The organism is Mycobacterium branderi (assembly GCF_010728725.1).
Lineage (GTDB): Bacteria > Actinomycetota > Actinomycetes > Mycobacteriales > Mycobacteriaceae > Mycobacterium > Mycobacterium branderi.
The window spans coordinates 607,668-629,020 of record NZ_AP022607.1 but is presented as its reverse complement, the minus strand read 5'-3'; the positions used below and the strand labels follow the sequence as shown (position 1 = coordinate 629,020).

Annotated in this window: 18 protein-coding genes; 7 read left to right on the top strand and 11 right to left on the bottom strand. The window is 64.4% G+C overall.

From position 1 onward, the window contains the following. The first annotated feature begins 462 nt into the window (after window positions 1–462). Window positions 463–867 (top strand): VOC family protein, encoded by a 405-nt coding sequence (locus tag G6N47_RS28035; protein WP_083133783.1) that lies wholly within the window; start codon window positions 463–465, stop codon window positions 865–867. An 18-nt stretch (window positions 868–885) separates the two neighbouring features. On the opposite strand, the gene G6N47_RS28030 is transcribed toward G6N47_RS28035, so the two are convergent. From G6N47_RS28030 to G6N47_RS27995, 8 genes are all read right to left on the bottom strand, one after another. After that, window positions 886–1,659 (bottom strand): SDR family NAD(P)-dependent oxidoreductase, encoded by a 774-nt coding sequence (locus G6N47_RS28030; RefSeq protein WP_083133782.1) that lies wholly within the window; start codon window positions 1,657–1,659, stop codon window positions 886–888. A gap of 1 nt (window position 1,660) precedes the next feature. Next, window positions 1,661–3,256 carry an AMP-binding protein gene (locus G6N47_RS28025; RefSeq protein WP_083133781.1) on the bottom strand — a complete coding sequence of 532 codons (1,596 nt, stop codon included), beginning with the start codon at window positions 3,254–3,256 and terminating at the stop codon, window positions 1,661–1,663. 14 nt (window positions 3,257–3,270) lie between these two features. Further along, window positions 3,271–4,011 carry a GntR family transcriptional regulator gene (locus G6N47_RS28020; protein WP_083133801.1) on the bottom strand — a complete coding sequence of 247 codons (741 nt, stop codon included), beginning with the start codon at window positions 4,009–4,011 and terminating at the stop codon, window positions 3,271–3,273. 177 nt (window positions 4,012–4,188) lie between these two features. Next, a complete protein-coding gene (locus G6N47_RS28015; protein ID WP_163659945.1) occupies window positions 4,189–4,632 on the bottom strand; it encodes a nuclear transport factor 2 family protein in 444 nt (147 codons plus the stop codon). 103 nt (window positions 4,633–4,735) lie between these two features. After that, on the bottom strand, window positions 4,736–5,959 hold the full coding sequence (locus G6N47_RS28010) for a zinc-binding dehydrogenase (protein ID WP_232080455.1): 1,224 nt from the start codon (window positions 5,957–5,959) through the stop codon (window positions 4,736–4,738). A gap of 82 nt (window positions 5,960–6,041) precedes the next feature. Continuing rightward, window positions 6,042–7,325 (bottom strand): cytochrome P450, encoded by a 1,284-nt coding sequence (locus G6N47_RS28005; RefSeq protein WP_083133778.1) that lies wholly within the window; start codon window positions 7,323–7,325, stop codon window positions 6,042–6,044. Between the two features lie 385 nt (window positions 7,326–7,710). Next, on the bottom strand, window positions 7,711–8,985 hold the full coding sequence (locus G6N47_RS28000) for a lytic transglycosylase domain-containing protein (RefSeq protein WP_083133777.1): 1,275 nt from the start codon (window positions 8,983–8,985) through the stop codon (window positions 7,711–7,713). Between the two features lie 50 nt (window positions 8,986–9,035). Next, entirely contained in the window at window positions 9,036–10,304 is a 1,269-nt protein-coding gene (locus tag G6N47_RS27995) for a cytochrome P450 (protein ID WP_083133776.1), read from the bottom strand. A 204-nt stretch (window positions 10,305–10,508) separates the two neighbouring features. On the opposite strand from G6N47_RS27995, the gene G6N47_RS27990 reads away from it, so the two are divergent. Continuing rightward, window positions 10,509–12,119, top strand: a complete 1,611-nt coding sequence (locus G6N47_RS27990) for an SMP-30/gluconolactonase/LRE family protein (protein ID WP_083133775.1) — start codon at window positions 10,509–10,511, stop codon at window positions 12,117–12,119. A 144-nt stretch (window positions 12,120–12,263) separates the two neighbouring features. Here the strand turns inward: G6N47_RS27990 and G6N47_RS27985 are convergent, their stop codons facing one another. The 3 genes from G6N47_RS27985 to G6N47_RS27975 all read right to left on the bottom strand — a co-directional run bounded on the left by G6N47_RS27985 (window position 12,264) and on the right by G6N47_RS27975 (window position 16,373). Then, a complete protein-coding gene (locus G6N47_RS27985) occupies window positions 12,264–14,432 on the bottom strand; it encodes an oxidoreductase (RefSeq protein WP_083133774.1) in 2,169 nt (722 codons plus the stop codon). Between the two features lie 250 nt (window positions 14,433–14,682). After that, window positions 14,683–15,159 carry a MarR family winged helix-turn-helix transcriptional regulator gene (locus G6N47_RS27980; RefSeq protein WP_163659943.1) on the bottom strand — a complete coding sequence of 159 codons (477 nt, stop codon included), beginning with the start codon at window positions 15,157–15,159 and terminating at the stop codon, window positions 14,683–14,685. A 41-nt stretch (window positions 15,160–15,200) separates the two neighbouring features. Beyond that, on the bottom strand, window positions 15,201–16,373 hold the full coding sequence (locus tag G6N47_RS27975) for an FAS1-like dehydratase domain-containing protein (protein ID WP_083133772.1): 1,173 nt from the start codon (window positions 16,371–16,373) through the stop codon (window positions 15,201–15,203). A 315-nt stretch (window positions 16,374–16,688) separates the two neighbouring features. Between G6N47_RS27975 and G6N47_RS27970 the strand changes: the two genes are divergently transcribed. From G6N47_RS27970 to G6N47_RS27950, 5 genes are all read left to right on the top strand, one after another. Continuing rightward, complete coding sequence (locus tag G6N47_RS27970) at window positions 16,689–17,531, top strand: TauD/TfdA dioxygenase family protein (RefSeq protein WP_083133771.1); 843 nt, start codon at window positions 16,689–16,691, stop codon at window positions 17,529–17,531. Window positions 17,532–17,716: 185 nt separating this feature from the next. Beyond that, window positions 17,717–18,613: an SDR family NAD(P)-dependent oxidoreductase gene (locus tag G6N47_RS27965; protein WP_083133770.1), complete on the top strand. Its 897-nt coding sequence runs from the start codon at window positions 17,717–17,719 to the stop codon at window positions 18,611–18,613. Window positions 18,614–18,680: 67 nt separating this feature from the next. Continuing rightward, entirely contained in the window at window positions 18,681–19,526 is an 846-nt protein-coding gene (locus G6N47_RS27960) for a mycofactocin-coupled SDR family oxidoreductase (protein WP_083133769.1), read from the top strand. Window positions 19,527–19,664: 138 nt separating this feature from the next. Beyond that, entirely contained in the window at window positions 19,665–20,504 is an 840-nt protein-coding gene (locus G6N47_RS27955) for a mycofactocin-coupled SDR family oxidoreductase (protein WP_083133768.1), read from the top strand. Between the two features lie 62 nt (window positions 20,505–20,566). Continuing rightward, entirely contained in the window at window positions 20,567–21,313 is a 747-nt protein-coding gene (locus G6N47_RS27950; RefSeq protein WP_083133767.1) for an alpha/beta fold hydrolase, read from the top strand. Window positions 21,314–21,353 lie beyond the last annotated feature (40 nt).

The following is a 21,353-nucleotide window of genomic DNA, read 5'->3' as shown; positions in this document are numbered from 1 at the left end:
AACCGCGCGCGGCGATTCCGGCACGGCACCGGACCATCGGTCAGCTCGGCGGCCACTGACAACGATGCGAACCCGGGTCATCGGCCGCGCCACGCCGCGAGCAGGCCCGTCGCTGCTTGACCGTGCTGCGCCGTCAGCGGGCATCTTGAACAATCGCAAACGCCCGGCTATCGTCTAGAAAAGACTGAACATCTGTTCCGTATGGTTGAACAGCGTGGCTGCGCTGGGAGAAAGGCCGGTACGAGTGACTTCACAAAACCGGGCGCAACGCCGCTCGTCCGCCTGCCGCGGCATCGATTTCAGTAAGCTGCGGCCACCCGCAGATACCGGTGCGTGTCACCCCACTGTTGCCGGAAATCGACAGCGTGGCAGCGGATATCGCCACACACCAAGTAAGCGCCGACACCAGTACGGTCGCCACATCGGCGATTCCACACCGAGTTGATCCAAAGGGAGACGGACGTGCCCGCATACATCGTTCTCGACACCCAGGTACCCGAGCGCCTTACGCAGTTCTATTGCGATCTTCAAGGGGTGGAAGTGCTGCGCAGCTACGGTGATGGTCAGTACACGGCGCTCGCACCGAATCGGGAAGGGCTGATGTTGGTCTTCCAACGCGTGCCCGAGGCGAAGGTGGGCAAGAATCGCGCCCATTTCGACCTCGTGGTCGACGATCTGGATGGGCCGACAGCGCGAACCGAGGAGCTCGGCGGACGCTGGATCGAGCCGGGCAAAACTCATGAACTCGAAGGGTTTGCCTGGCGTTGCATGGCCGATCCCGAGGGCAACGAATTCTGCCTGTACGTCGCGACGGCTGCGGCCGAGGACCCCCTTCCGCCCGCCCACAGCACTAGCAGCGAAGCTTGATCGGGGCGGCACAAAAGCTCAGGGGGCGGTCCACCGGGAGGTCAGCGCGAAGTCCGACATGTACTTCGTCGAACTCCATCCGCCGTCCACCACGATCGTCTGGCCGTTGATGAAACTACCGGCAGGAGAGCACAAAAACGCGACGGTGCTCGCGACATCGTCGACAGTTCCCAGCCGTTGATGGGGCGTCATCTCCAGGTTGAGCCGGCGAAATCGCTCGTTCTGCAAGCGCTGTTCGGTCATCGCCGTCTGAATGACTCCCGGAGCCACTGCGTTGCAACGGATCCCCTGCGCTCCGTACTGGCAGGCGATGTGGGTGGTCAACGCGGTCAACCCGCCCTTGGCGGCCGAATAAGCACCACCGCGAAGTCCGCCCACCACCGCGAACGTCGAAGTGATGTTGATGATGGCTGAACCGGGTCGCATGTGCGCCAGTACGTCGCGCGCCAGCCGGAACGGCGCTCGCAGCATCACGCCGAGGAAGTAATCCAGCGTCTCGTCATCGGTTTCGTGCAGTGGTTTGGGACTGCCGACCCCGGCGTTATTGATCAGAAAGTCGATGCGCCCCCATCGGTCGACGGCGGCCTGCACGATCTGCCGTGGTGCATCCGGTGTGTTGAGGTCGGCTTGGACCGTGACCACACGGCCAGGATCGCCGACGGCCGCGGCTAACTGGGCCAGCGCGGTTTCATTTCGCCCGGTCGCCACGATCGCCATTCCCGTCTCGGCGAGCTTGGTCGCGCAGCCGAAGCCGATGCCGCCGCTGGCGCCGGTGATGATCGCTACCTGCACCTCAGCCGCCCGCTTTCATCAACGTCGCCTTGATCTGGTGCTTGAGCACCTTGCCCGCGTCGTTGCGCGGTAGATCGTTCCAGATGACCACCTGCTCAGGCGCTTTGAACCGCGCGATTCCATGGGCCCGCAGGTAGTCGCCCAGGCTGACGGCGTCGGGGCCGGGCAAATCGGTGGGCACGACGACCGCGCAGGCCCGCTCTCCCGTGCGGGTATCGGGCAGCCCGACGATGGCGATCTGCGCGATCCCGGGATGGCCGGCGAGGATGTCTTCGATCTCCTTGGGCGCGATGTTTTCACCGTTACGCACGATGATGTCCTTGATCCGCCCCGTCACGACCAGATATTCGTTGTCCACCCAATGGCCGAGATCGCCGGTGCGGAAGTAACCGTGGGCGTCGAACGCTTCGGCCTCGTCCTCGGGATGCAGGTAACCGACAAGCATCTGGGGCCCGCGGGCCCGGATCTCGCCGCCGTGGAGTGTGATCTCGGCGAAGCCGGCGCGGCCGTCGGTGTCGGCGGAATGGTCGGCGTCCAGCGGAGCGCCGACCGTCGTGACCGGCACTTCGGTCGACCCGTACACGCGGGTGATGATCGGCCGCCCGAAATAGGCGGTGGCCCTGCGGATCAGCACCGGTGACACCGATGCGCCACCGCAGATGAACAACTTGAGCTCAGGCAATCGGGTGTCGGCACGCTGGGCGGCGCCCAGCAACTGCTCGAGGAACGGTGTTGCCCCGGCCAGGTGCGTGCAGCGCTCGGTCTGCAGCAGCTCGACGGCGTCATCGGCGTCCCAGCGCTGCATCAGGACCGCGGCCGTGCCCAGTAGCAAAGGGCATTCGAACGCATAGATCGAGCCGCCGATGTGCGCGATGGGCGAGGGCACCAGAAACCTGTCGCGGGGCCGCACCAGCCAGTGTTCGCGGAGCTGGCAGATCAACGCGTGAATCGAATTATGGGTGTGCAGAACTCCTTTCGGGCGCCCAGTGGTGCCGGCCGTGTAGAGGATCATCCGCACTGCGTCCGGATCCAGCGTCGGCACCTCGATCGAGGCCATTTGCGGCGTCAACAGCGACTCGAGCGGCGTGTGCGAGGCCCCGCCGCCGCGCACCACTACAACCTGCGGCGGCGAATCGAGTTGGGAGCACACGCGATCCAACATCGACACGTAGTCGTGCCGGCCGAAATCGCGCGGGATGAAGATCATTCGGCTACCCGCGTCCTGGAGAATGAAGCGAAGTTCGCGATCCCGCAGCGACGGCAGGATCGGGTTGGCCACCATTCCGGCCACTGTGGCAGCAAGGTATATGACGGTCGCCTCGTACCAGTTGGGCAGCATGAACGACACGACGCTGCCCCTCGGCATGCGGGACATCATCGCCTGCGCCAACGCAGTTGCTTGCTGATAAAGGCCCTGGCAGTCCAGGCGGTAGGCACCATCGATCACCACGACCCGCCGCGGCGTGCGCCGGGCCGCCTCGGCCAGCGCGTCGGCCAAGGTGCCCCGGATCCACCAACCGCGGGCATAGGCTTCGGCCGCGCGCGCCTCATCCCCGTGGATCGGTCGCTGCCCGATTGCGTTGAAGTGCTCTGACATCCGCCCGACCGACCCTAGCCGCGCACGCGTCGCAGCGTCATCGAGTGACGGAAACGGGAGGCGGGGTGGGTGTTGATCGTGACCTGCGCGATCTCACCGTCGGACGTCATGTAGGTGCGGTGGACCTCCAGCGCCGGTGCGCCCGGCTCCGCGCCGAGTTCCCGTGCCAGCTCCGCAGAGACCGACACCGCCGCGATCTCCTGGCGGACCTCGACGATGCTGAGCCCGAAGAGATCTTCGATCAACGGAAAGATCGGCCCGCTATGGCGTTGCAACAGCCTGCCCACGCCGGCGAATGCCCGGTTGATGTAGTACTCGGCCCGGCATAGCGGAACATCGTGGTCCTCCACCTGGCGTGAACCCCGAACCGCCAACCACTGCTCGCCGCTCGCCAGCCCGGTCCGGTTCGCCAGGTCGTCGTCGATCACCACCATGCCGGTGGATGCGATCGCGAATCGCGTGCCGCTCGCAAACGCCAGCAGGTCGTTGATTGAGACGACATCTTGCACATAGGAATCCGACGAGGCGCGGGGGACCACCAGGGTGCCCGCGCGCGGTCGCGACGCGACCAGATTGTCCTCACGCAGCCGGCGCAACGCCTCCCGCACTGTGTAACGGCTGACCGAAAACCGCTTGCACAGCTCGTGTTCGGTGGGCAATTGCGATCCCACCGGATACACACCGTCGACGATTTCCTTCCGCAGGGTCCGCGCGACCTGCAGATAGCGGTGCTCGGCTTGCCCGGCTTCAGCCATCACAATCTTCTCGATGTATCGCAAGTACGCCGCCGTCGGCATCGACAAGGAGGATATCACAATGTGCGTGTTGGTCCGGACATACATAGGCTCGCAACAGCCTTCAATGTACCGCCTAATTGGGCTGAGCCATGTCTATTGGCCGTTAGGACGCCTAGTTGTCCGGACCAGTCCTTGTTAGAGCGCTTGCCCGGTGTGGCCATCTGAATCATCGGCGCCGGCGGCGTTGGACGCAACGAGCAGCGACTGCGCGTCGTAGTAGTAGAGGCGAATCTCGGCGATCTTGCCGTCGACCAACCGGGATTCTTCGGCGAAGTGGGTGAACTTGCCGGTGTCGTTGACCGGAAATCCGCCGAAGGCGACCGCCCGATCGCCGTCGACCAGAATGTAGTGGACCTTGAACTGCGTGACATCTGCCAATTGCGCGACCGCGGAATAGATGGCCGATAGTCCTTCCTTGCCGCGGTAGTCCCCGCCGAAGGGCAGGTAGGGCGGTTCGTGGATGACAACATCATCTGCGAGGCAGTCGCTCATGGTCTCCAGGTCGCCCCGCGGACCCGCCGCATAGAACCGATCAATGATCGAACGGTTCACCTCTGTCAACGATTTGGTGTCTGTCATTTCTGTTTCTTTCCTCTCCGGCGAATGTCTGTTTCTGATGTCTTCAGGTGGTCGGCCGCACGAGTCACACCGAAAAATCTGATGGACTTTCTCTGGGTTGTCATCAGTGCGTTCCCCGCCCTGGTTCGGACACATTTTGCGACGGGATGTTCGGTGTGATGAGATATTTCGCTCCGGTGGCTTGGCGGCAGTAGCCGTTCATCACCGCGGGCTGCAACGCCTGGCTGAGCGTAATCGACTGGGCGTAGGCAGTTTTGAACGTCGTGTCGAGCTCATTGAGGATGCGCTGATGCAGCGCATCGGTGCGCTCGCGACCGATCCGCGCCAGGACGTCCGGCATCAGCCAACTGCTGACACCCCACAACAGCCCATAGTCGTGGTGGGCCAACACCGTTGGCGAATTATCGAGGTGGCCGTAGATGTAGACGTGTTTGTCGTCGAATGAGCCGTACGGGCCGGGCTTTTTCAGCCGCGCCACCGCCTCCATGGCCAAGAGCAACTCGCCGGGCATGGTGCCGCCACCGATCGCGTCGAAGGCGACGGTGGCTCCGGTTTCTTTGATCGCAGCCACGAGGTCGTCGCCGAAGGAGGCCGCAGAAGAGTTGCATACATACCTGGCACCCAATGACGTGAGCAGGTCCGCCTGTTCAGCACGGCGCACGACATTCACCAGCGGTACCCCGTCGGCGCGGCAGATCTTCACCAGCATCTGGCCGAGGCTGGAGGCGGCCGCCGTGTGGATGAGCGCGGTGTGACCTTCCAGCCGCAGGGTTTTTACGATGGCCAACGCGGTCAGCGGATTGATGAACATGGCCGCGGCGTCCACAGTGGGGACGGTGTCGGGAAGCGGCGTGCAGTCATCGGCTGCAACAGTTAGATATTCGGCGTACGTGCCCCTCATGCCGCCGGGCCCGCTGGAGAGCACGGCCACCTTGCGCCCGATCAACGATGTGGCACCGGACCCGGCGGCCACGACGACCCCGGCACCTTCCTGACCGACAGGCAGCGCTATCCCCATGCGGTGACCCATCGCACGCCGCGCCGCGGGGGAAAGCGAAATCTCGACCCGGGGGCGATCCGGTGCGCCACCGAAGCGGGCGTCGGCCAGCTCCGCGGCTCCCAACAGGACCATCTGATCTGACGGATGGATCGGTGCCGCATCGATGCGCACGACCACCTCACCGGGGCCCGGTTTCGCGACGGGTGCTTCGACGACAGCGATCTCAAGGGTCTCCGGCGTCGCGGTGGAAACGATGCGCAAGGCGCGCTCCGGGATCGGCGGCGTGCCGGCGGTGTCGGCGGCCGCGGACATTTGGGCCCGGCTCACAAGCGGGACTCCTTGTGGCGGTGAGGATTTGCGCAGCAGACGGCTGTCTCGAATTGCCGGACGCGCATCGTTACGCCAGTCCTCAACGCGCAACGGTGAAGGTGAGATGCAGTTCGGTCAGTCCGCGCAACATGTACGTCGGCTCGTAGGTGTAGCGACGGTTGTCAGCCGGTCCATGTTTGGCTTCGTTGATCCTGATGTCCGACATCCGGTCCAGGATCCGCTCGATCGAAACACGGCCCTCCACCCGGGCCAGCGGCGCTCCGACACAGCTGTGCACCCCACGGCCGAACGCGATGTGCTCGCGCACGTTTTTGCGGTCGAGGCGAAACTCATGCGGGTGGTCGAACCGGCGCGGATCGCGGTTAACGCCGCCCACGAATATCCCCACTACCGTGCCCGCGGGGATGTCGACACCGCCCACTGTGGTGGGTTTGCGGGCGAGCCGGAAGTTGCTTTTGACCGAGCTCTCCATGCGCAGCGATTCCTCGATGAAGGCGGGAACGAGGCTGCGGTCCGCACGCAACTTCTGCTGAATATCGGGCCGATCGCCAAGGGTTTGCAGGGCGGCGCCCAATAGCTTGGCGGTGGTTTCCTGGCCGGCGGCGAACAGGAAGGTGGCCGTGTGGACCACATCGTCCACCTCGGGGGTCGCGCCGTCGGGATACTTCGCGGTGGCCAGCGCGGTGAGCACATCCTCGCGGGGCTGACGCCGGCGGTCTTCGATGTAGGCGCGGAACTTCTCGTCGAGCCTTCCGTCCAATGGGTCACCGACGGGAGCATCGTGGTCGAACTTGCCGATCGGCGGCGCGCCGGGACGCTCGGTGCCCAACATGGCGCAGAACTCCCTGTGGTCGTCTTCGGGCACACCGAGCAGGTCAGCGACCACCAGAGTGGTGAAGGGCTTGGCGTATTCGGTGACGAATTCGCACTGGCCGTTGCCGAGGAACTCCTCGAGCTGCCGGTCGGCGAGGCGCCACATGAACTCCTCGTTTTCCTTGAGCCGGCTCGGGGTTAACAGCCGGCCCAACAGCGACCGCGCGCGAGCATGCTGCGGCGGGTCCATCGTGGCCATGTGCTCGAACAGCGGAAACTGAGTGCGATGCGCCTCGATCTGGGCGCTGATGTCCTCGCTGTCGGGCTCGAACGGCAACGGTGGGAACGGCCCGCCGATCGAGACGCAACTCGAAAACGTGTCGGTGTCTTTGTAAATCGCGGTGGCCTCGTCGTAGCCGGTGACGGCGACGACGTCGTAGTGAGGCAGCCGTAGCACAGGATTCTTGTTGCGCAGGTAATCGAAATACGGGTAGGGATCGGGGACCAGAGACGGGTCAGCGAAGAAGTCGACCGAATCGTAGTTGCTCATGGTATGTGCGCCTCCCGAAGCGGGGCTGATTTGCGATCGGCACAGCGCGTGCTGCTGGTACTCGACTGAGAACAGACGGCACGTATGCCTGGAGCATACTGCAATCATTTATACTGTCAAGGCCTATACAATCCCTGCCTGGCCATCGGCCGGCGCACGGCAAGGTCTTTGCGGGCCGCAAGTGTCGCCGTTTGGCCCGTCGGTTTTCGTAGTCCGCCTAGGCCCGCGTCGCTCGGCGCGACTCCGCAGTGCCGCGCGAAGCGCTGATGCCGGCCGCAGACCGCGAGTCTCGCGATACCCGAAAAGTGTTGTGCACGCAGGTTTATGGTCGATGTCTCAATCGTGTCGCGGGCTTAACCCGGACGGGCGATGGACGGCCTGTCAGTTAGCCGGGCCGGCCAGGTTGCGTGGCCTCCGTCGGGCCTGGTGGCGGACCGGGCGGGGGAGCCGTCGGCGGCGCAACGGGCGTGGCGTCCGGCGATGGCTGGGCCGGCCCGGGCGGCACGGGCGGACCTAGCACTGGCGGCTGCAAAACCGGCGTATCTTGCGAGGTGATGCAGATGACCGTGCAGCTCGACGAGCGCGGGCCAAGTTGTTGCTGCTGTTGCTGCTGCTGGGCCCAGGGCCACATCGGTTGCTGGCCGGCGGCGGCGGATTGGCTGAGGTCGATCAGCGGCATCTGCGCCAGCGGGTCGGTCGAGGGCAGGCCGTGGATGTTCAGCGGCAGCCCGGGCCCGATGCCCTCGGCGTTCTCCAAATGCTCCAGATGCATGTCGGCGAGCGGCGGCGGGGCACCGGTGAGCGGCGGCAGGTCGACCGGCACCACACCGGTGGCGTACGCGGCCGCCCAGCCCAACACGTTCTGGGCGTAGGGCATCGAGTTGTTGTAGCGCAGGATCGCCGACAGCACCTGCTGCGAGTCGCGCAGGTCCAAGCCGCCGCTGCACAGGTAGCGCGCCGCGGCCAGCGTGGAGTCGTACAGGTTCTGCGGGTCGGCGATGCCGTCGCCGTCGCCGTCGGAGGCATACCGCGCCCAGGTTCCGGGCAGGAACTGCATCGGCCCCATCGCGCGTGCGAACGTGACCCGGCCGGGGGCGCTGCTTTGGACTATGACCTCGTTTCCGGGCAGCGTGCCGTCCAGGGCGGGGCCGTAGATCGGCCGCACCGCGGTGCCCCGGGCGTCGGTGGCACCGCCGTTGGCGTGCATCGACTCGATGCGCCCGATCCCCGCCAGCAGGTTCCAGCTGATCCCACAGTTCGGGTAGGCGTTGGCCATCATCCGCTCGGCGTTGCGGTACGCGGACAGCGCCATCGACGGAATCCCCAGGGCGCCAGGCGAATTCACGACGACCGTGGGCGGCGGCGCCGACACGGTGGCCGCCGCGAAATGCAGGCCGGACGGCGGGTGCTTGACCGTGATCACCAACGGACCCGACGGATCGGTGGATGCCGGTGCGACCGCGGCCAGTGGGGTGATGGCGGCACCGTGCAGCGTCTGCGTCGGCGGCGGAACGGACGGAGCAGCAGCACCGACCACCCCGCCGAAAACCAGCGCAGTGATTGCCGCAAGACCGAATGCAGGGGATCGAAACACGCGGAATATCCACTGCCGCACCGTTGCCGCGGCCGAGCGTACACCCGACCATCCCGCTATGTGCACTCCACCGCCCCCGCTAGCAGGCACTTGTGAAACCACGTTGGGCTCAGAGCTTAACGCGCGGCCGTGAAGGTGAGGTGCAGTTCGGTGAGTCCGCGCAACATGTATGTCGGCTCGTAGCTGTAGCGGCGCTGACCGGCCGGTCCATGTTTGGCTTCATTGATCGTGATGTCCGACATCCGGTCCAGGATCCGCTCGATCGAAACACGGCCCTCCACCCGGGCCAGCGGCGCACCGGGGCACGAGTGCACTCCGCGGGCAAATGCCATGTGCTCGCGGACATTCTTGCGGTCAAGGCGAAACTCATGCGGGTGGTCGAACCGGCGCGGATCGCGGTTAATCCCGCCCAGTGACATCATCACGATGGTGCCGGCGGGGATGTCGACACCGCCCACCGTGGCAGGTTTGCGGGCCAGCCGGAAATCGCTCTTGGTCGGGGTCTCCATGCGCAGCGATTCCTCGATGAAGGCCGGGATGAGGCTGCGGTCCGCACGCAGCTTCTGCTGAATATCGGGCCGATCGCCGAGCGTTTGCAGGGCGGCGCCCAATAGCTTGGCGGTGGTTTCCTGACCGGCGGCGAACAAGAAGCTGGCCGTGCGGACCACATCCATGACCTCGGGCGTAGAGCCGTCGGGATACTTCGCGGTGGCCAGCGCCGTCAGCACGTCGTCGCGAGGCCGGCGGCGCCGGTCCTCGATGTAGGAGCAGAACTTCTCGTCGAGCCGCTCCAGCGGGGCGCCCACCGATTCATGGTCGAGGGCGCCGATCACCGGGCGATCGACGCCCAGCATTATGCGGAACTCCTTGTGGTCGTCTTCGGGCACACCGAGCAAGTCGGCGATCACCAAGGTGGAGAAGGGCTTGGAATATTCAGCGATGAACTCGCATTCGCCGTTGCCGAGGAACTCTTCAAGCTGGCGGTCGGCGAGACGCCACATGAACTCCTCGTTTTCCTTGAGCCGGCTCGGCGTCAGCAGGCGGCTCAGCAGCGAGCGCGCGCGAGTGTGCTGCGGCGGATCCATTGTCGACATCTGCTCACACATCGGGAACTGGTCGCGGTGCGCCTCGATCTGGGCGCTGATGTCGTCGCCCTCGGGTTCGAACGGCAGCGGCGGAAATGGGCCACCGATCGCGGCGATGTTGGAGAAGGCGTCGTTGTTCTTCAGGACGGCGTTGGCCTCGTCGTAACCGGTGATGGCGACAACGCCGTAATGGGGTAGCGGGACCACGGGGCCCTTGTCGCGAAGGTAGTCGAAATACGGATACGGGTCAGGAACGACAGAAGGGTCGGTGAAGAAGTCGACGGAGTCGAAGTTGTCCATGGTATGCGCGCCTCCCAAAGCCGAGTCGAGTCGGCGGGTTGCTGCCCGCCGCTGCATACGCCCAGCCACGATATTGTATACTACTTGACAGTATAGGTGTTGCAGTATTCTGCAGGCATGCGTACCGTCAAGCCTCGATAGGGAGGGCTTGTTGAGCCACATCAGCGCCGGCCCACCGCGCGACGTGACCGATGAGAGTCGTCGATGACCGCACCCGGGCGCTACCGCGCCGCGCACAGCCCGGGCGTCGCCGAGGGTTGGCAGCTGGACCGGATCACCCCGCCCAGTCGGCTATTCGGCGCCAACGGATTGCGCACCGGTCCTGACGGTCGTCTCTACGTCGCCCAAGTCACCGGCAGTCAGATCAGCGCAATGGACACCACAAGCGGTGCGTTGGACGTCGTCAGCGCCAAGGGCGGCGAGATCATCGGGCCCGACGACCTTGCGTTCGACGAGCACGGCAATATGTTCGCGACCGAAGTCATGGACGGGCGGGTAAGCGCGCTCGACCGACGCGGACAGGCCCGGGTGCTGCGCGACGACATCCCACTCGCCAACGGCATCACCGTTTTTCGCGACCGGTTGTTCGTCGGCGAATGCCGGGAAGGCGGACGTCTGCTGGAACTCGACCGCAACGGCGGGACGCCACGCGTGTTGCTCGAGAACGTGCCGATGCCCAATGCAATGGAGGTCGGGCCCGACGGGCTGCTCTATTTCCCGGTGATGGGCGCCAACGAGATCTGGCGCATCGACCCGGACGGCGGCCGACCCGAAACCGTCGCGGCAGACCTCGGCGTGCCCGACTCGGTGAAGTTCGACGCTGAAGGCTACATCGTGTCCACGCAGCTCCACAGCGGCCAAGTGCTGCGGATCAACCCTCGCAACGGTGAACGCACCGTGCTCGCCGAGCTCGATCCGGGGCTGGACAATTTGTCGTTCGTCGATCAGCGATTGTTCGTCTCCAGTCTGAACGGCCAGATCACCGAGATCCTCGAGGGCGGAAAGGCCAGCCCGCTGCTGTCCGGTGGTTTGAACTGGCCGCTGGATTTGGCCGTGGCCGACGACGGCAATCTGTATATCGCAGATGGCATCTACTTTTATCGGCTGGCGGCCGACGGCCAGTTGCACACTGCCGGGATGCTGTTCGCCCCCGGCTATCCCGGCTTCCTGCGAGGACTGGCCCCGGTTGGCGACGGCAAGTTCATCGTGACCACCTCCAATGGTCAGGTGGCGCGATACCGCCCTGCCGACGGCGAAAGCGAGGTACTCGCAGACGGTTTCGACCAGCTCTACGGTGTGGCGGTCGGCCCGGACGGCACCGCCGTGGTCGCCGAACTCGGCACCGGAGGGGTGCTGGCGATTCGCTCCGGCGAGGTCCGGACGTTGGCTTCGGGTTTGCAGGACCCGGTGGGAGTGACGATCGGCCCCGACGGCACGTGCCTGGTGACTGAATCAGCGACCGGGCGGATAGTGAAGATCACGAGTTCCGGCGCGCACACCCTCGCCGAGGGATTGCACACCCCCCAGGGGATCCTGGTACACGACGGCCAATTGTTCGTCGTCGACGCCGGCGCGAAGGCAGTGATTGCCTTCGACACCCGGACCCGTGACCGGCACACGATCGCGTTCGACCTTCCCCTGGGCGCGCCGCCCGGGGTGATCGCCAAACCGTTGCGTGGGATGGCGCCCTTCTCCGGTCCACAGGGCCCGTTCGCGGGCATCGCCGCGGGGCGTGACGGCACTTTGTACTTCTCAGCCGACGGTGACGGCAGCGTCCTCGCGCTGCGGCGCCAGAACTCTGACGGTGGCCGTTGAATATCGTCAGACGTCGTTAACCGATTTCCGGCTGAGCACAGTTGTTGCACAAGGAGTTTCAGTCCCCGCTAGGCGGTCGTTGTGTCGCCGGCGGTGCTGTGTCGCGCTTCGCCGAGCGGCAAAACGGCACGACCTCGATGCGGCCTACGCGTCGTCGGTGGCGCTCCCCGGCGCGCTGCCCGCACCGACCAGATCGAGCTGAGGTGCGGACACCTCACTTCGGTCGAGCAGGACAGCGGCGGGCTGGGGCATGTTCTCGTACGGCTCATCCGGCCAGAATGCTTCGTTGAATGTGGTGGGCGCGCCGGGCTCACCGATGAAGCGCGCGAACTTTTGTCCTTCGAACGAGGCCGCGGCCATCGGCCGGGGCGCCAGCGCGTCGCCGATCGTAAATAGTTGCGTCACTTTACCTTCAAGCGCATCGGTCAACTCGTCGTTGGGCTCTCGCGACGTCGCAAGTACCACCGCCTCGACACCGGTGATGGTTCGCTCCGCCCCGGTGAAGACGTCGTAAACCGTCACCTCGTGGTTACCGATACTGCGCAGATAAGTCTGTGTCGAGATGGTGACGCCGGCGGCCTTGATCCGCCCGACGATGAACCCGACCTCACCGGTGTACATCAGGTCTTGGCCGACCGGCGCGAACCCCGATGTCACCAGTTCGACGTCGGCCCCGCCATGGGCGAGCAATTCCGCGATCCCGGGACCGGCATGGGTACCCTCCCCGTCGAGCAGGACTACCTTTCCCTTGGGACGCAGCCCCTCGCGAAGAACGTCCTCCGGCCTGTAGACGAAGTCCTGATCGTGACCATCGATGGGCTGGTTGAGAAAACCGCTCCGGCCGGTGGGCGAATACCGTGATCCGGTCGCGACGATCACAGCGTCGGGGGACTCGCCGAGAACCGTCTCGGCGGTCGCCTTAACGCCGAGCCGGACGTCGACGCCGAGTCGGGTCAGCTCGCCGGCCCACCAGTCCACGCCCTTTTCGAACCACTCCCGGCCGGGCAGCGTGGCCCAGAGACGAAGACCACCGCCGAGCCGGTCGCCGGACTCCAGCAGGACCACCTCATGCCCTCGTGACGCGGCCACCCGCGCGGCCTCAAGCCCGCCCGGTCCACCGCCTACGACCACTACTTTCGACGGTTTGGCGGCGCCCTTCCCGATGAAGCCACCGCCCCAGATCCTTTCGCGGAAACTCGCCGGGTTGATCGTGCATCCGGCGGCGCCCCGGGGAAACGACGCCATGCACCAGTTGCACGCGATGCAGGTGCGGCTACGGTCCTCATTGCCCTCGCGCGCGTTGCGCACCAGATCCGGCTCGGCGATCAAGGCCCGGGCGGCGCCCACCATGTCGCAGACACCGTCGGCGATGGCGGTCTCGGCCTCTGCCAGCGACGTCAGCCGACCAAGGACACTGATCACCGGAACGGAGCCGGCCGCATCGCGCATCGCAATGACGTACGGCTCATAGACGTGTGGACTCACGAACACCGACGGCATGCCCAAGTGAAATTGGTTGGGTTCCACTGCGACATCGAGATCCACGAAGTCCACCAGACCCGACCCGCAGATCTCACGCAGCATCTCGGTGGCGTCCGACTGGGTGTAACCGCCCGGAAGCATCTCGTCGCAGTTGAACCGGATCCCAATCGCCAGTTGGTCGCCCGCGCCGTCACGGGCGGCCTGCAGGCATTCGAAAATCAGTCGCAACCGGTTGGCCGGCGCGGCGCCGTACTCGTCGGTGCGCTGGTTGAAATACGGTGAGGCGAACTGCTCGAGAAGCGTGCCGTGGCACACGCTTAACTCCAGGCCGTCGTAGCCGGCACGGCGAAGGTTCGCCCCGGACCGCCGGTATGCATCGATCAGGCTGCGAACCTCGTCTGCCCGCAGCGCGTGGCTGCATTCATTGTTGCCGAAGGTTTGGGCCGACGACGGCCCGAGCGCAGGTCGCGGCGGACCAAGAGCACCCCATTGCCCGACCTGAAACGGGTTGTACCAAACCTGACCGAAAATCTTGCCGCCCTCGCGGTGGATCGCATCAGCCATCGCCTGAAACGACGGGACGTTCCTCTCCGGGTACGGCGACGGCATGCCGAAGACCTTCCCGTGCAAATTCAGGCTGGTGATGACCAGGCCGCACCCGCCCCGGACGCGCTCGGCGCTGTAGTACGGAAAATCATTGCTCGGCTCGGTTCCGAGGGCCAGATTCAGCCCATGGGGGGCGAAGTAGAACCGGTTGGCAATCTCAATGGGGCCCAGCTTGATCGGACTGAACACCTTCGGATATTTGGGATGCGCAGCAGCCGCGTTCACAACAGGCCCTCCTTATCCGAACGAGCCGCGCCACCCCAGAGGGGCACTTCGACCGATGTCGCCACATCAGCTCCCTTCCGATCCGGACCCCGCCGCCTTCGCTGTGCAAAAGGCTATGTCAGCGCCCCGATATTGACAACGGTTTTACAATCTTGCGGAATGTAGTCAACAGGCTTACGAAGTTGCCGGCATCCCATGAGCCGGCCCGACAGCGGTATGTCATGCAGCTGAGCAGTACGGGCGGACACGGTCAGGTCCTGGCCCCGCCGACCCGACCAGCCTCGTCGAGCAGTACCAGCACATTTTGCTGAACCATCGCTAATACCGCGTCGAGTTGCTCGCGCTGCTGCATCGTCGTCCCGAGACGGAAGTTTTTGCGCAGTTCCCGGTCGGCCGCCGCGGAGCGTTCCCACATCGCACGGCCCTCTTCGGTCAGGGTCACCAGCCATACCCGCCGATCGTTGACATCCGCCACTCGCCGCACTGCACCTTTTGGTTCCAACGAGTCGATCAGGCCACCGGCGTGTGTGCGGCTGGTTCCGACGCGACGAGCAAGTTCGGCCTGCGTGAGTGGACCGTCGACGAGGTGAGCCAACACCGTCGCCTCCGCGAGGTTGACACCGACCTCCGAGAACACCCGATCATAGGCGCGGCGCATGTCGCGCGCGGTGGACATGATGGTGCCCTCGACACGGTCCCACCGCTGCGCCCCGTCCGGCTCACTCATCAGCGCATCTGCCCGCATGGCACCGCCCAGGTGGTGGGCCGCTATCCGCGACGTCGACGCGGTAGCCGCACCACACCGGTACCGGATGCCGACAACTCATCGTGCTGGTTGTAGGCCCGCTGGGTGACAGTCACTGTTGCACCGTCCCCGCCGTCATGATCCACCGCCGTCACCGACCCTTCGATACGGATCCAGTCGCCCACCACATTGTGATGCCGGATCTGCGAGGAATGCTTCACCACGAAACCGTCGTCGCCGATCCAGTTCGTCAGCTGGTGGATGAGCCACGAGCAGCGTTCGGGCCCGTAGTCGTAAGCACCCGGAGTGCCGACCGCCCTGGCGAATTCGTCTTCCCAGTGAACACGTTCGGGCACGTCGGGGATGCCGAAACGGTTGGGGATGCCCAGCCCGGGATGTTTGCTCATCTGCTTGTAGGCGAGCTTGTTGGCTCTGATGTACAGACCACCCCAGCCCTGCGCGTAGGCGATGAAGCCTGTCACGGTCATGGGCCCTTTGACCATGGTCGGCAACCGATCGCCGACCTGCACATCTTCGAAATACCGTGGCTGCGAACCGCGGACGACTTCATCGTCGTAGCGCGAGAATATTTCGCGCAGATCCTCCTCCGAATAGCGCGCGGGCGGCCGACTCTTGGCTTCGTCATATTTCGTGCCGCTCAAGCGGGCAGTGTCGCGTTCTGTTCGAAAGCACCATGAATCACCCTCACAGAGCAACTCGCCTGTGCTGGAGGACAACTCGACGTGATAAATCTGCCGGAATGCGCGTCCTGCGAATCGCGTCTGGTGCTCGATGAGGTCTTTGAGCCACGCCTTGGTGTTCACTTCCGTCCCGCGCCGAATCGGTTGGTGCCAATGCAGGTCGGCGCCGGCCCACATGGCGTGGATGCCCGGCAACCCCCCGACGTAGCCCGACAGGATCCGGCTGAGGGCGAACACAAAACTCGGCGGGGCAATCAATGTCCCGTACGGGCCGGTGTTGGCGTATTCCGGGTCGCACCACAACGGGTTGTCATCGCCGATCCCGTGGGCGTAGTGGCGTATGTTGTCGCGGGTCGCTTCGTAGCACCACGGCTCGACGGTGTCGGCGATCGGGACACCAATCGCGCGGCGCAGCCGTTCCACCGCATCGTCGGTGATCGTGGCGAATCGGGGCCCCTCATCATCGTCGATATCGACGGTTATCTCTTGTGTCATAGTCTCCTGCCTTCGACGCGCCGCCTCGTGCGGTGCGGACCGGTGCCCCCTGCGGCGCCCGGGGTTCGGCTGTGCTCGCGATCGCCCCGCCGGAGCTGGATTTGGGGCCTCACGAGAAGTAGTTCTGCTGCTCGCAGCCTACTGTAAAGTCCGATATTGTCAACTTGGTTCCAACCTTGTAGGCTGGGTCAGCGGCGTCATAACACAGTGAGGAGCCCGGCCTGTGTTCTTCCGGTTGGAAGGGGCCGGCATGAGGATTTCGATGCCTGTGCCGCCATCGGGTGGCGCGGCTCGTTCTGATCAGGAGGTGCTGCATTGAGCCTGGAGTGGACTCCGTTGAAGCCGAAGATCGGGGCAGAACTTCGCATCGATTCCGAGGCCCTGCTCGATGGCGGTCATGCGGGAGAGATCCGCAACTTACTGGTGAAGCGCGGTGTGCTGATCGTGCGTGGGGCGAATTTGACCGACGATCAGCAACGCGCGTTCACCCGCACCCTCGGCGACCTGCGCCTTGGCGAAGTCAAGCAGGAAGGCGAGGGGGGACTGATGAAAGTCACGATGGATATGCGGGAAAACCCGCAATACGCCGAGTTCTTCCCCGGGACCTTCTTCTGGCACATGGACGGCACATACGAGCGAATTCCACCTTTCGCCACGGTGCTGACCCCGCGGGTGCTTTCCCCCGAAGGCGGGGATACCGAGTTCGCCAGCACCTATGCGGCGTTTGAGGATCTCCCCGACGACGAGCAGAAGTACCTGGAAACACTGCAGGTGGTCCACTCGCTGCACGCGGCGATGTTCCATGCGGTGCCCGATGCGCGCCTCGAAGACTACAAAGTCTGGATGGATTATCCCAAGCCAACCTATCCGCTTGTCTGGCAGCATAAGTCGGGGCGAAAGTCACTGGTGCTCAGCACTTCGGCGTCGCATGTTGTGGATATGCATCCGGCCGATAGCCGTGCGCTGCTGGACCGCCTGTTCGCCCACGCGACGCAGGAGCAATACGTCTACCACCATCGCTGGCAGATGGGCGACCTGTTGATCTGGGACAACACCGGCACGATGCACAGGGTGCGGCCCTATGACCCCGCGAGTGGTCGCGTGCTGCACCGCTTCACCCTCAACGGTGAAGAACCCATCACCGCCGGGGCAGCCTGAGCTCACCGTTTCACTGGCCGAACGGCCCCGCCTTGAGAGGAATCCACGTGCCGACAGCGACGCACCTGGTGGGGCTCTGCCGGCCCGGGCCGAGCGCTCTGTGCATCGGTATACCAGCGCCCGGCTGTTTACCGACGATGTCGGGCTAAAGCCTAAAGACTAACCACGACAACGGATCCCAACACATGACCGACATCCAAAATCGCGCCGCAGTCGTTACCGGCGGCGGCAGCGGCATCGGCAGGGCGCTGGCCATCGAACTGGCCAGGCAAGGCGCAGCGGTCGGTGTTGCCGACATCATCCCCACCAATGCCGAACGCGTGGCAGCAGAGATCACTGCCGCCGGCGGCACCGCGACAGCCCTGGAATGCGATGTCTGCGAACGAGAGTCGATCAGGGCGATGAAAAGTGCGGCGCAACAGGCACTCGGCCCCATCACATTGCTGATCGCCAACGCCGGGGCCACCTCGTTTGAGCGACTTATTGATATGTCCGACGACGACGTCGACTGGATCCTGCAAGTCAATCTGATGGGCACGATTTATTGCGCACAAGCGTTCCTGCCCGACATGATCGCTCATGGAAACGGTGGACATCTGTTGGCAACGGCCTCGGTTGCCGGCATGTTTCCAGCCTGGATCCCCAACCACGCGCCCTATTCGGCCTCCAAGCTGGGCATCGTCGGGTTCACTTTGAACCTGGGCGCCGAGCTTGCCGAACACAACATCAACACCACGGTGTATTGCCCGGGTGGCGTCGCCACCGGGATGAAGGACAACAACGAACGTTATCGGCCGGCGCGCTTCGGGGGACCCAAGGCCGGGCCGGTGCGTGTGCCGGACGACTTCGTCCATGACAACCTGCGCATGCTGGCCCCCGAGTCCATCGCGCCGATTGTAGTGCGCGCCATAACCAACGACCGCCGCATCGTCTTTGACCACTCCGACCAGCGCCAAGTCTGGATCGATACCTATCAGAAGCACGTGCTCGACGCCTTTGATGTCATCGAACAAGAGGAGATCGCAGCGGGATCGACGCTTAGCGCGCCGACTCGCACAGCAACCTCGACGAGTTCGTCATGAGCGTCAGCACTAAATCTCGTTGTGTAGACGCCGGCCCGATCCGTGCTCTGATGCGAACGAGGAACTGATGGCAGGGCGGGTTGAGGGCAAGGTCGCGCTTATCACCGGAGCTGGACGTGGCCAGGGCCGCAGTCACGCGGTGCGCCTGGCAGCAGAAGGCGCGGACATCATCGCGATCGACATCTGTCAGCCGATTGCCGATATCCCGGTGAGTTCATCCGCTCCGGCCACCGCCGAAAACCTTGCCGAGACGGCACGCATGGTCAAGGCGTTGAATCGGCGCATCGTCACCGCCGAAGTCGACGTCCGCGATTTCAGCGCACTCAAAAGCGCCGTCGACGACGGGGTGAGCCAGCTGGGCGGCCTCGATGTCATCGTCGCCAACGCCGGCATTGCCGACGCGGGGGTGTTCTGCTATGACCTGGATGAAAACACCTGGCAGACCATGCTCGACATCAATCTGACCGGCGTCTGGAAGACAGTGAAAGCCAGTGTGGGCCAGATGATTTCAGCGGGCAAGGGCGGCTCGATTGTTCTGACGAGTTCGGTTGCCGGGCTGACCGCATACCCGAACATGTGTCACTACGTGGCCGCCAAGCACGGTGTGGTCGGGCTGATGCGCACGTTTGCAGTCGAGCTCGGCCAACACATGATCCGCGTCAACAGCGTGAGCCCAACACACGTCAGCACGCCGATGCTGATGAACGAACGGACCTTCAGATTGCTGCGGCCCGACCTCGCCAACCCCGGCGCAGACGACATCATCCCGGTCTGTGAGACGTTCCACATCATGCCGCGACCGTGGGTGGAGGCCGAAGACATCACCAATGCGGTGCTGTTTTTCGCCTCGGACGAATCGCGCTACATCACCGGCGTGGCACTGCCCGTCGACCTCGGTCACTGCCTCAAGTAGCGAAATGCTCACCGTAACTGCACGATACAGCCTTCCGGCAACGCAACCGGCAGGTCGAGAGACACGAAGAGCGTTCGAAGACACAAAGCATACCCGGGCGGAACGTCCGGGCGCCGTCCGATCTGAGATGAGGTACTGATGGCAGGGCGAGTTGAGGGCAAGGTTGCGCTTATCACCGGAGCGGGACGTGGCCAGGGCCGAAGCCACGCGGTGCGCCTGGCACAAGAAGGCGCGGACATCATCGCCGTCGACATCTGTAAGCAGATCGCCGATATCCCGGTGAGCTTTTCGACCCAGGACGACCTCGCCGAGACCGCGCGGATGATCAAGGAACTCAATCGCCGCGTCGTCACCGCCGAGGTCGATGTCCGCGATTTCAGCGCGCTCAAGAGCGCTGTCGACGGCGGCGTCGAACAACTGGGCCGCCTCGATGTCATCGTCGCCAACGCCGGAATCGGCGACGCGGCAGGAGATACCCACTATGACCTCGAAGAAGACGCCTGGCAGGCCACGATCGACATCAACTTGAGCGGCGTCTGGAAGACCGTGAAAGCCGGTGTGGGCCACATGATCTCGGCAGGGCAGGGTGGCTCGGTGGTTCTGACGAGTTCGGTTGCCGGACTCAAGGCATATCCCAACATGTGCCACTACGTGGCGTCCAAGCACGGCGTGGTCGGGCTCATGCGAGCCTTCGCGGTCGAACTCGGCCAACACATGATCCGCGTCAACAGCGTGCATCCGACCCATGTGAACACCCCGATGTTGATGAACGAACGGACCTACAGATTGCTGCGGCCCGACCTCGCCAACCCCGGTGCAGACGACATCCTGCCGGTCTGTGAGACGTTTCACATCATGCCGCGGCCGTGGGTGGAGGCCGAAGACATCACCAATGCGGTGCTGTTTTTCGCTTCCGATGAGTCGCGCTACATCACTGGCGTCCCACTACCCGTTGACCTGGGCTGCTGCCTTAAGTAGCAACCGGTTTCGCTGCCCGGTGCGGGCAAATCGGTTGCGTGTGATCGGAAGGCGATGGGGCCGTGTCAACGTTTGTGTTCGTTGCGGGAGGCATGCACGGTGGATGGTGCTGGAAGCGGGTGACTGATCGGCTTCGCGCTCGCGGCCACGACGTCTTCGCGCCGACGCTTACCGGGCTCGCTGAGCGCGCTCACCTGCTCAGCCCGGCGGTGAACCTCGAAACCCACATCGCCGACATTGTGGGTGTTCTCGATCGGGACGATCTTCGTGACGTCATCCTTGTGGGCCATAGCTACGGCGGGATGGTCATCACCGCGGTCGCCGATCGGGCTCCGCAACGCCTGGCCCGACTGGTGTACCTCGACGCGTTCTGGCCCGAGGACGGCGAAACGGTTGCCGACATCGTCGGTGAGGAAGACTGTCGGCGCACCGTCATGGCGACGCGGACCGATTCCGCGAGCGGGCCGGTCATCGCCGGCGCCGTGGCAACCCAAATCGCCCAGGGCTGCGGTGTGATCGACCCCGACGACGTGGCGTGGGTGACGTCCAAGCTGACACCTCAGCCCGCGGCGTCGATGACTCAGCCGTTGAAGCTTGAGCGTACCGACGTCGGGGTCCCCGTATTGTTCGTGTCCTGTCGCGCAACACGTTACGACGGTCTGCAGCGGTGCTACGTCCGGGCGAAAACACGCGCCGTCGGTGACCCCCGGGTCCGGACCCTGGAAATCGACGCACCCCATGACGCGATGATCACCCATCCCGACCTCGTTACCGATTTACTCACAACTGAAGACTTGGTCGCCGGGTAGCCGCCAGCCTGGTCTTGCAGGACGCGATACCTGCTCGTGT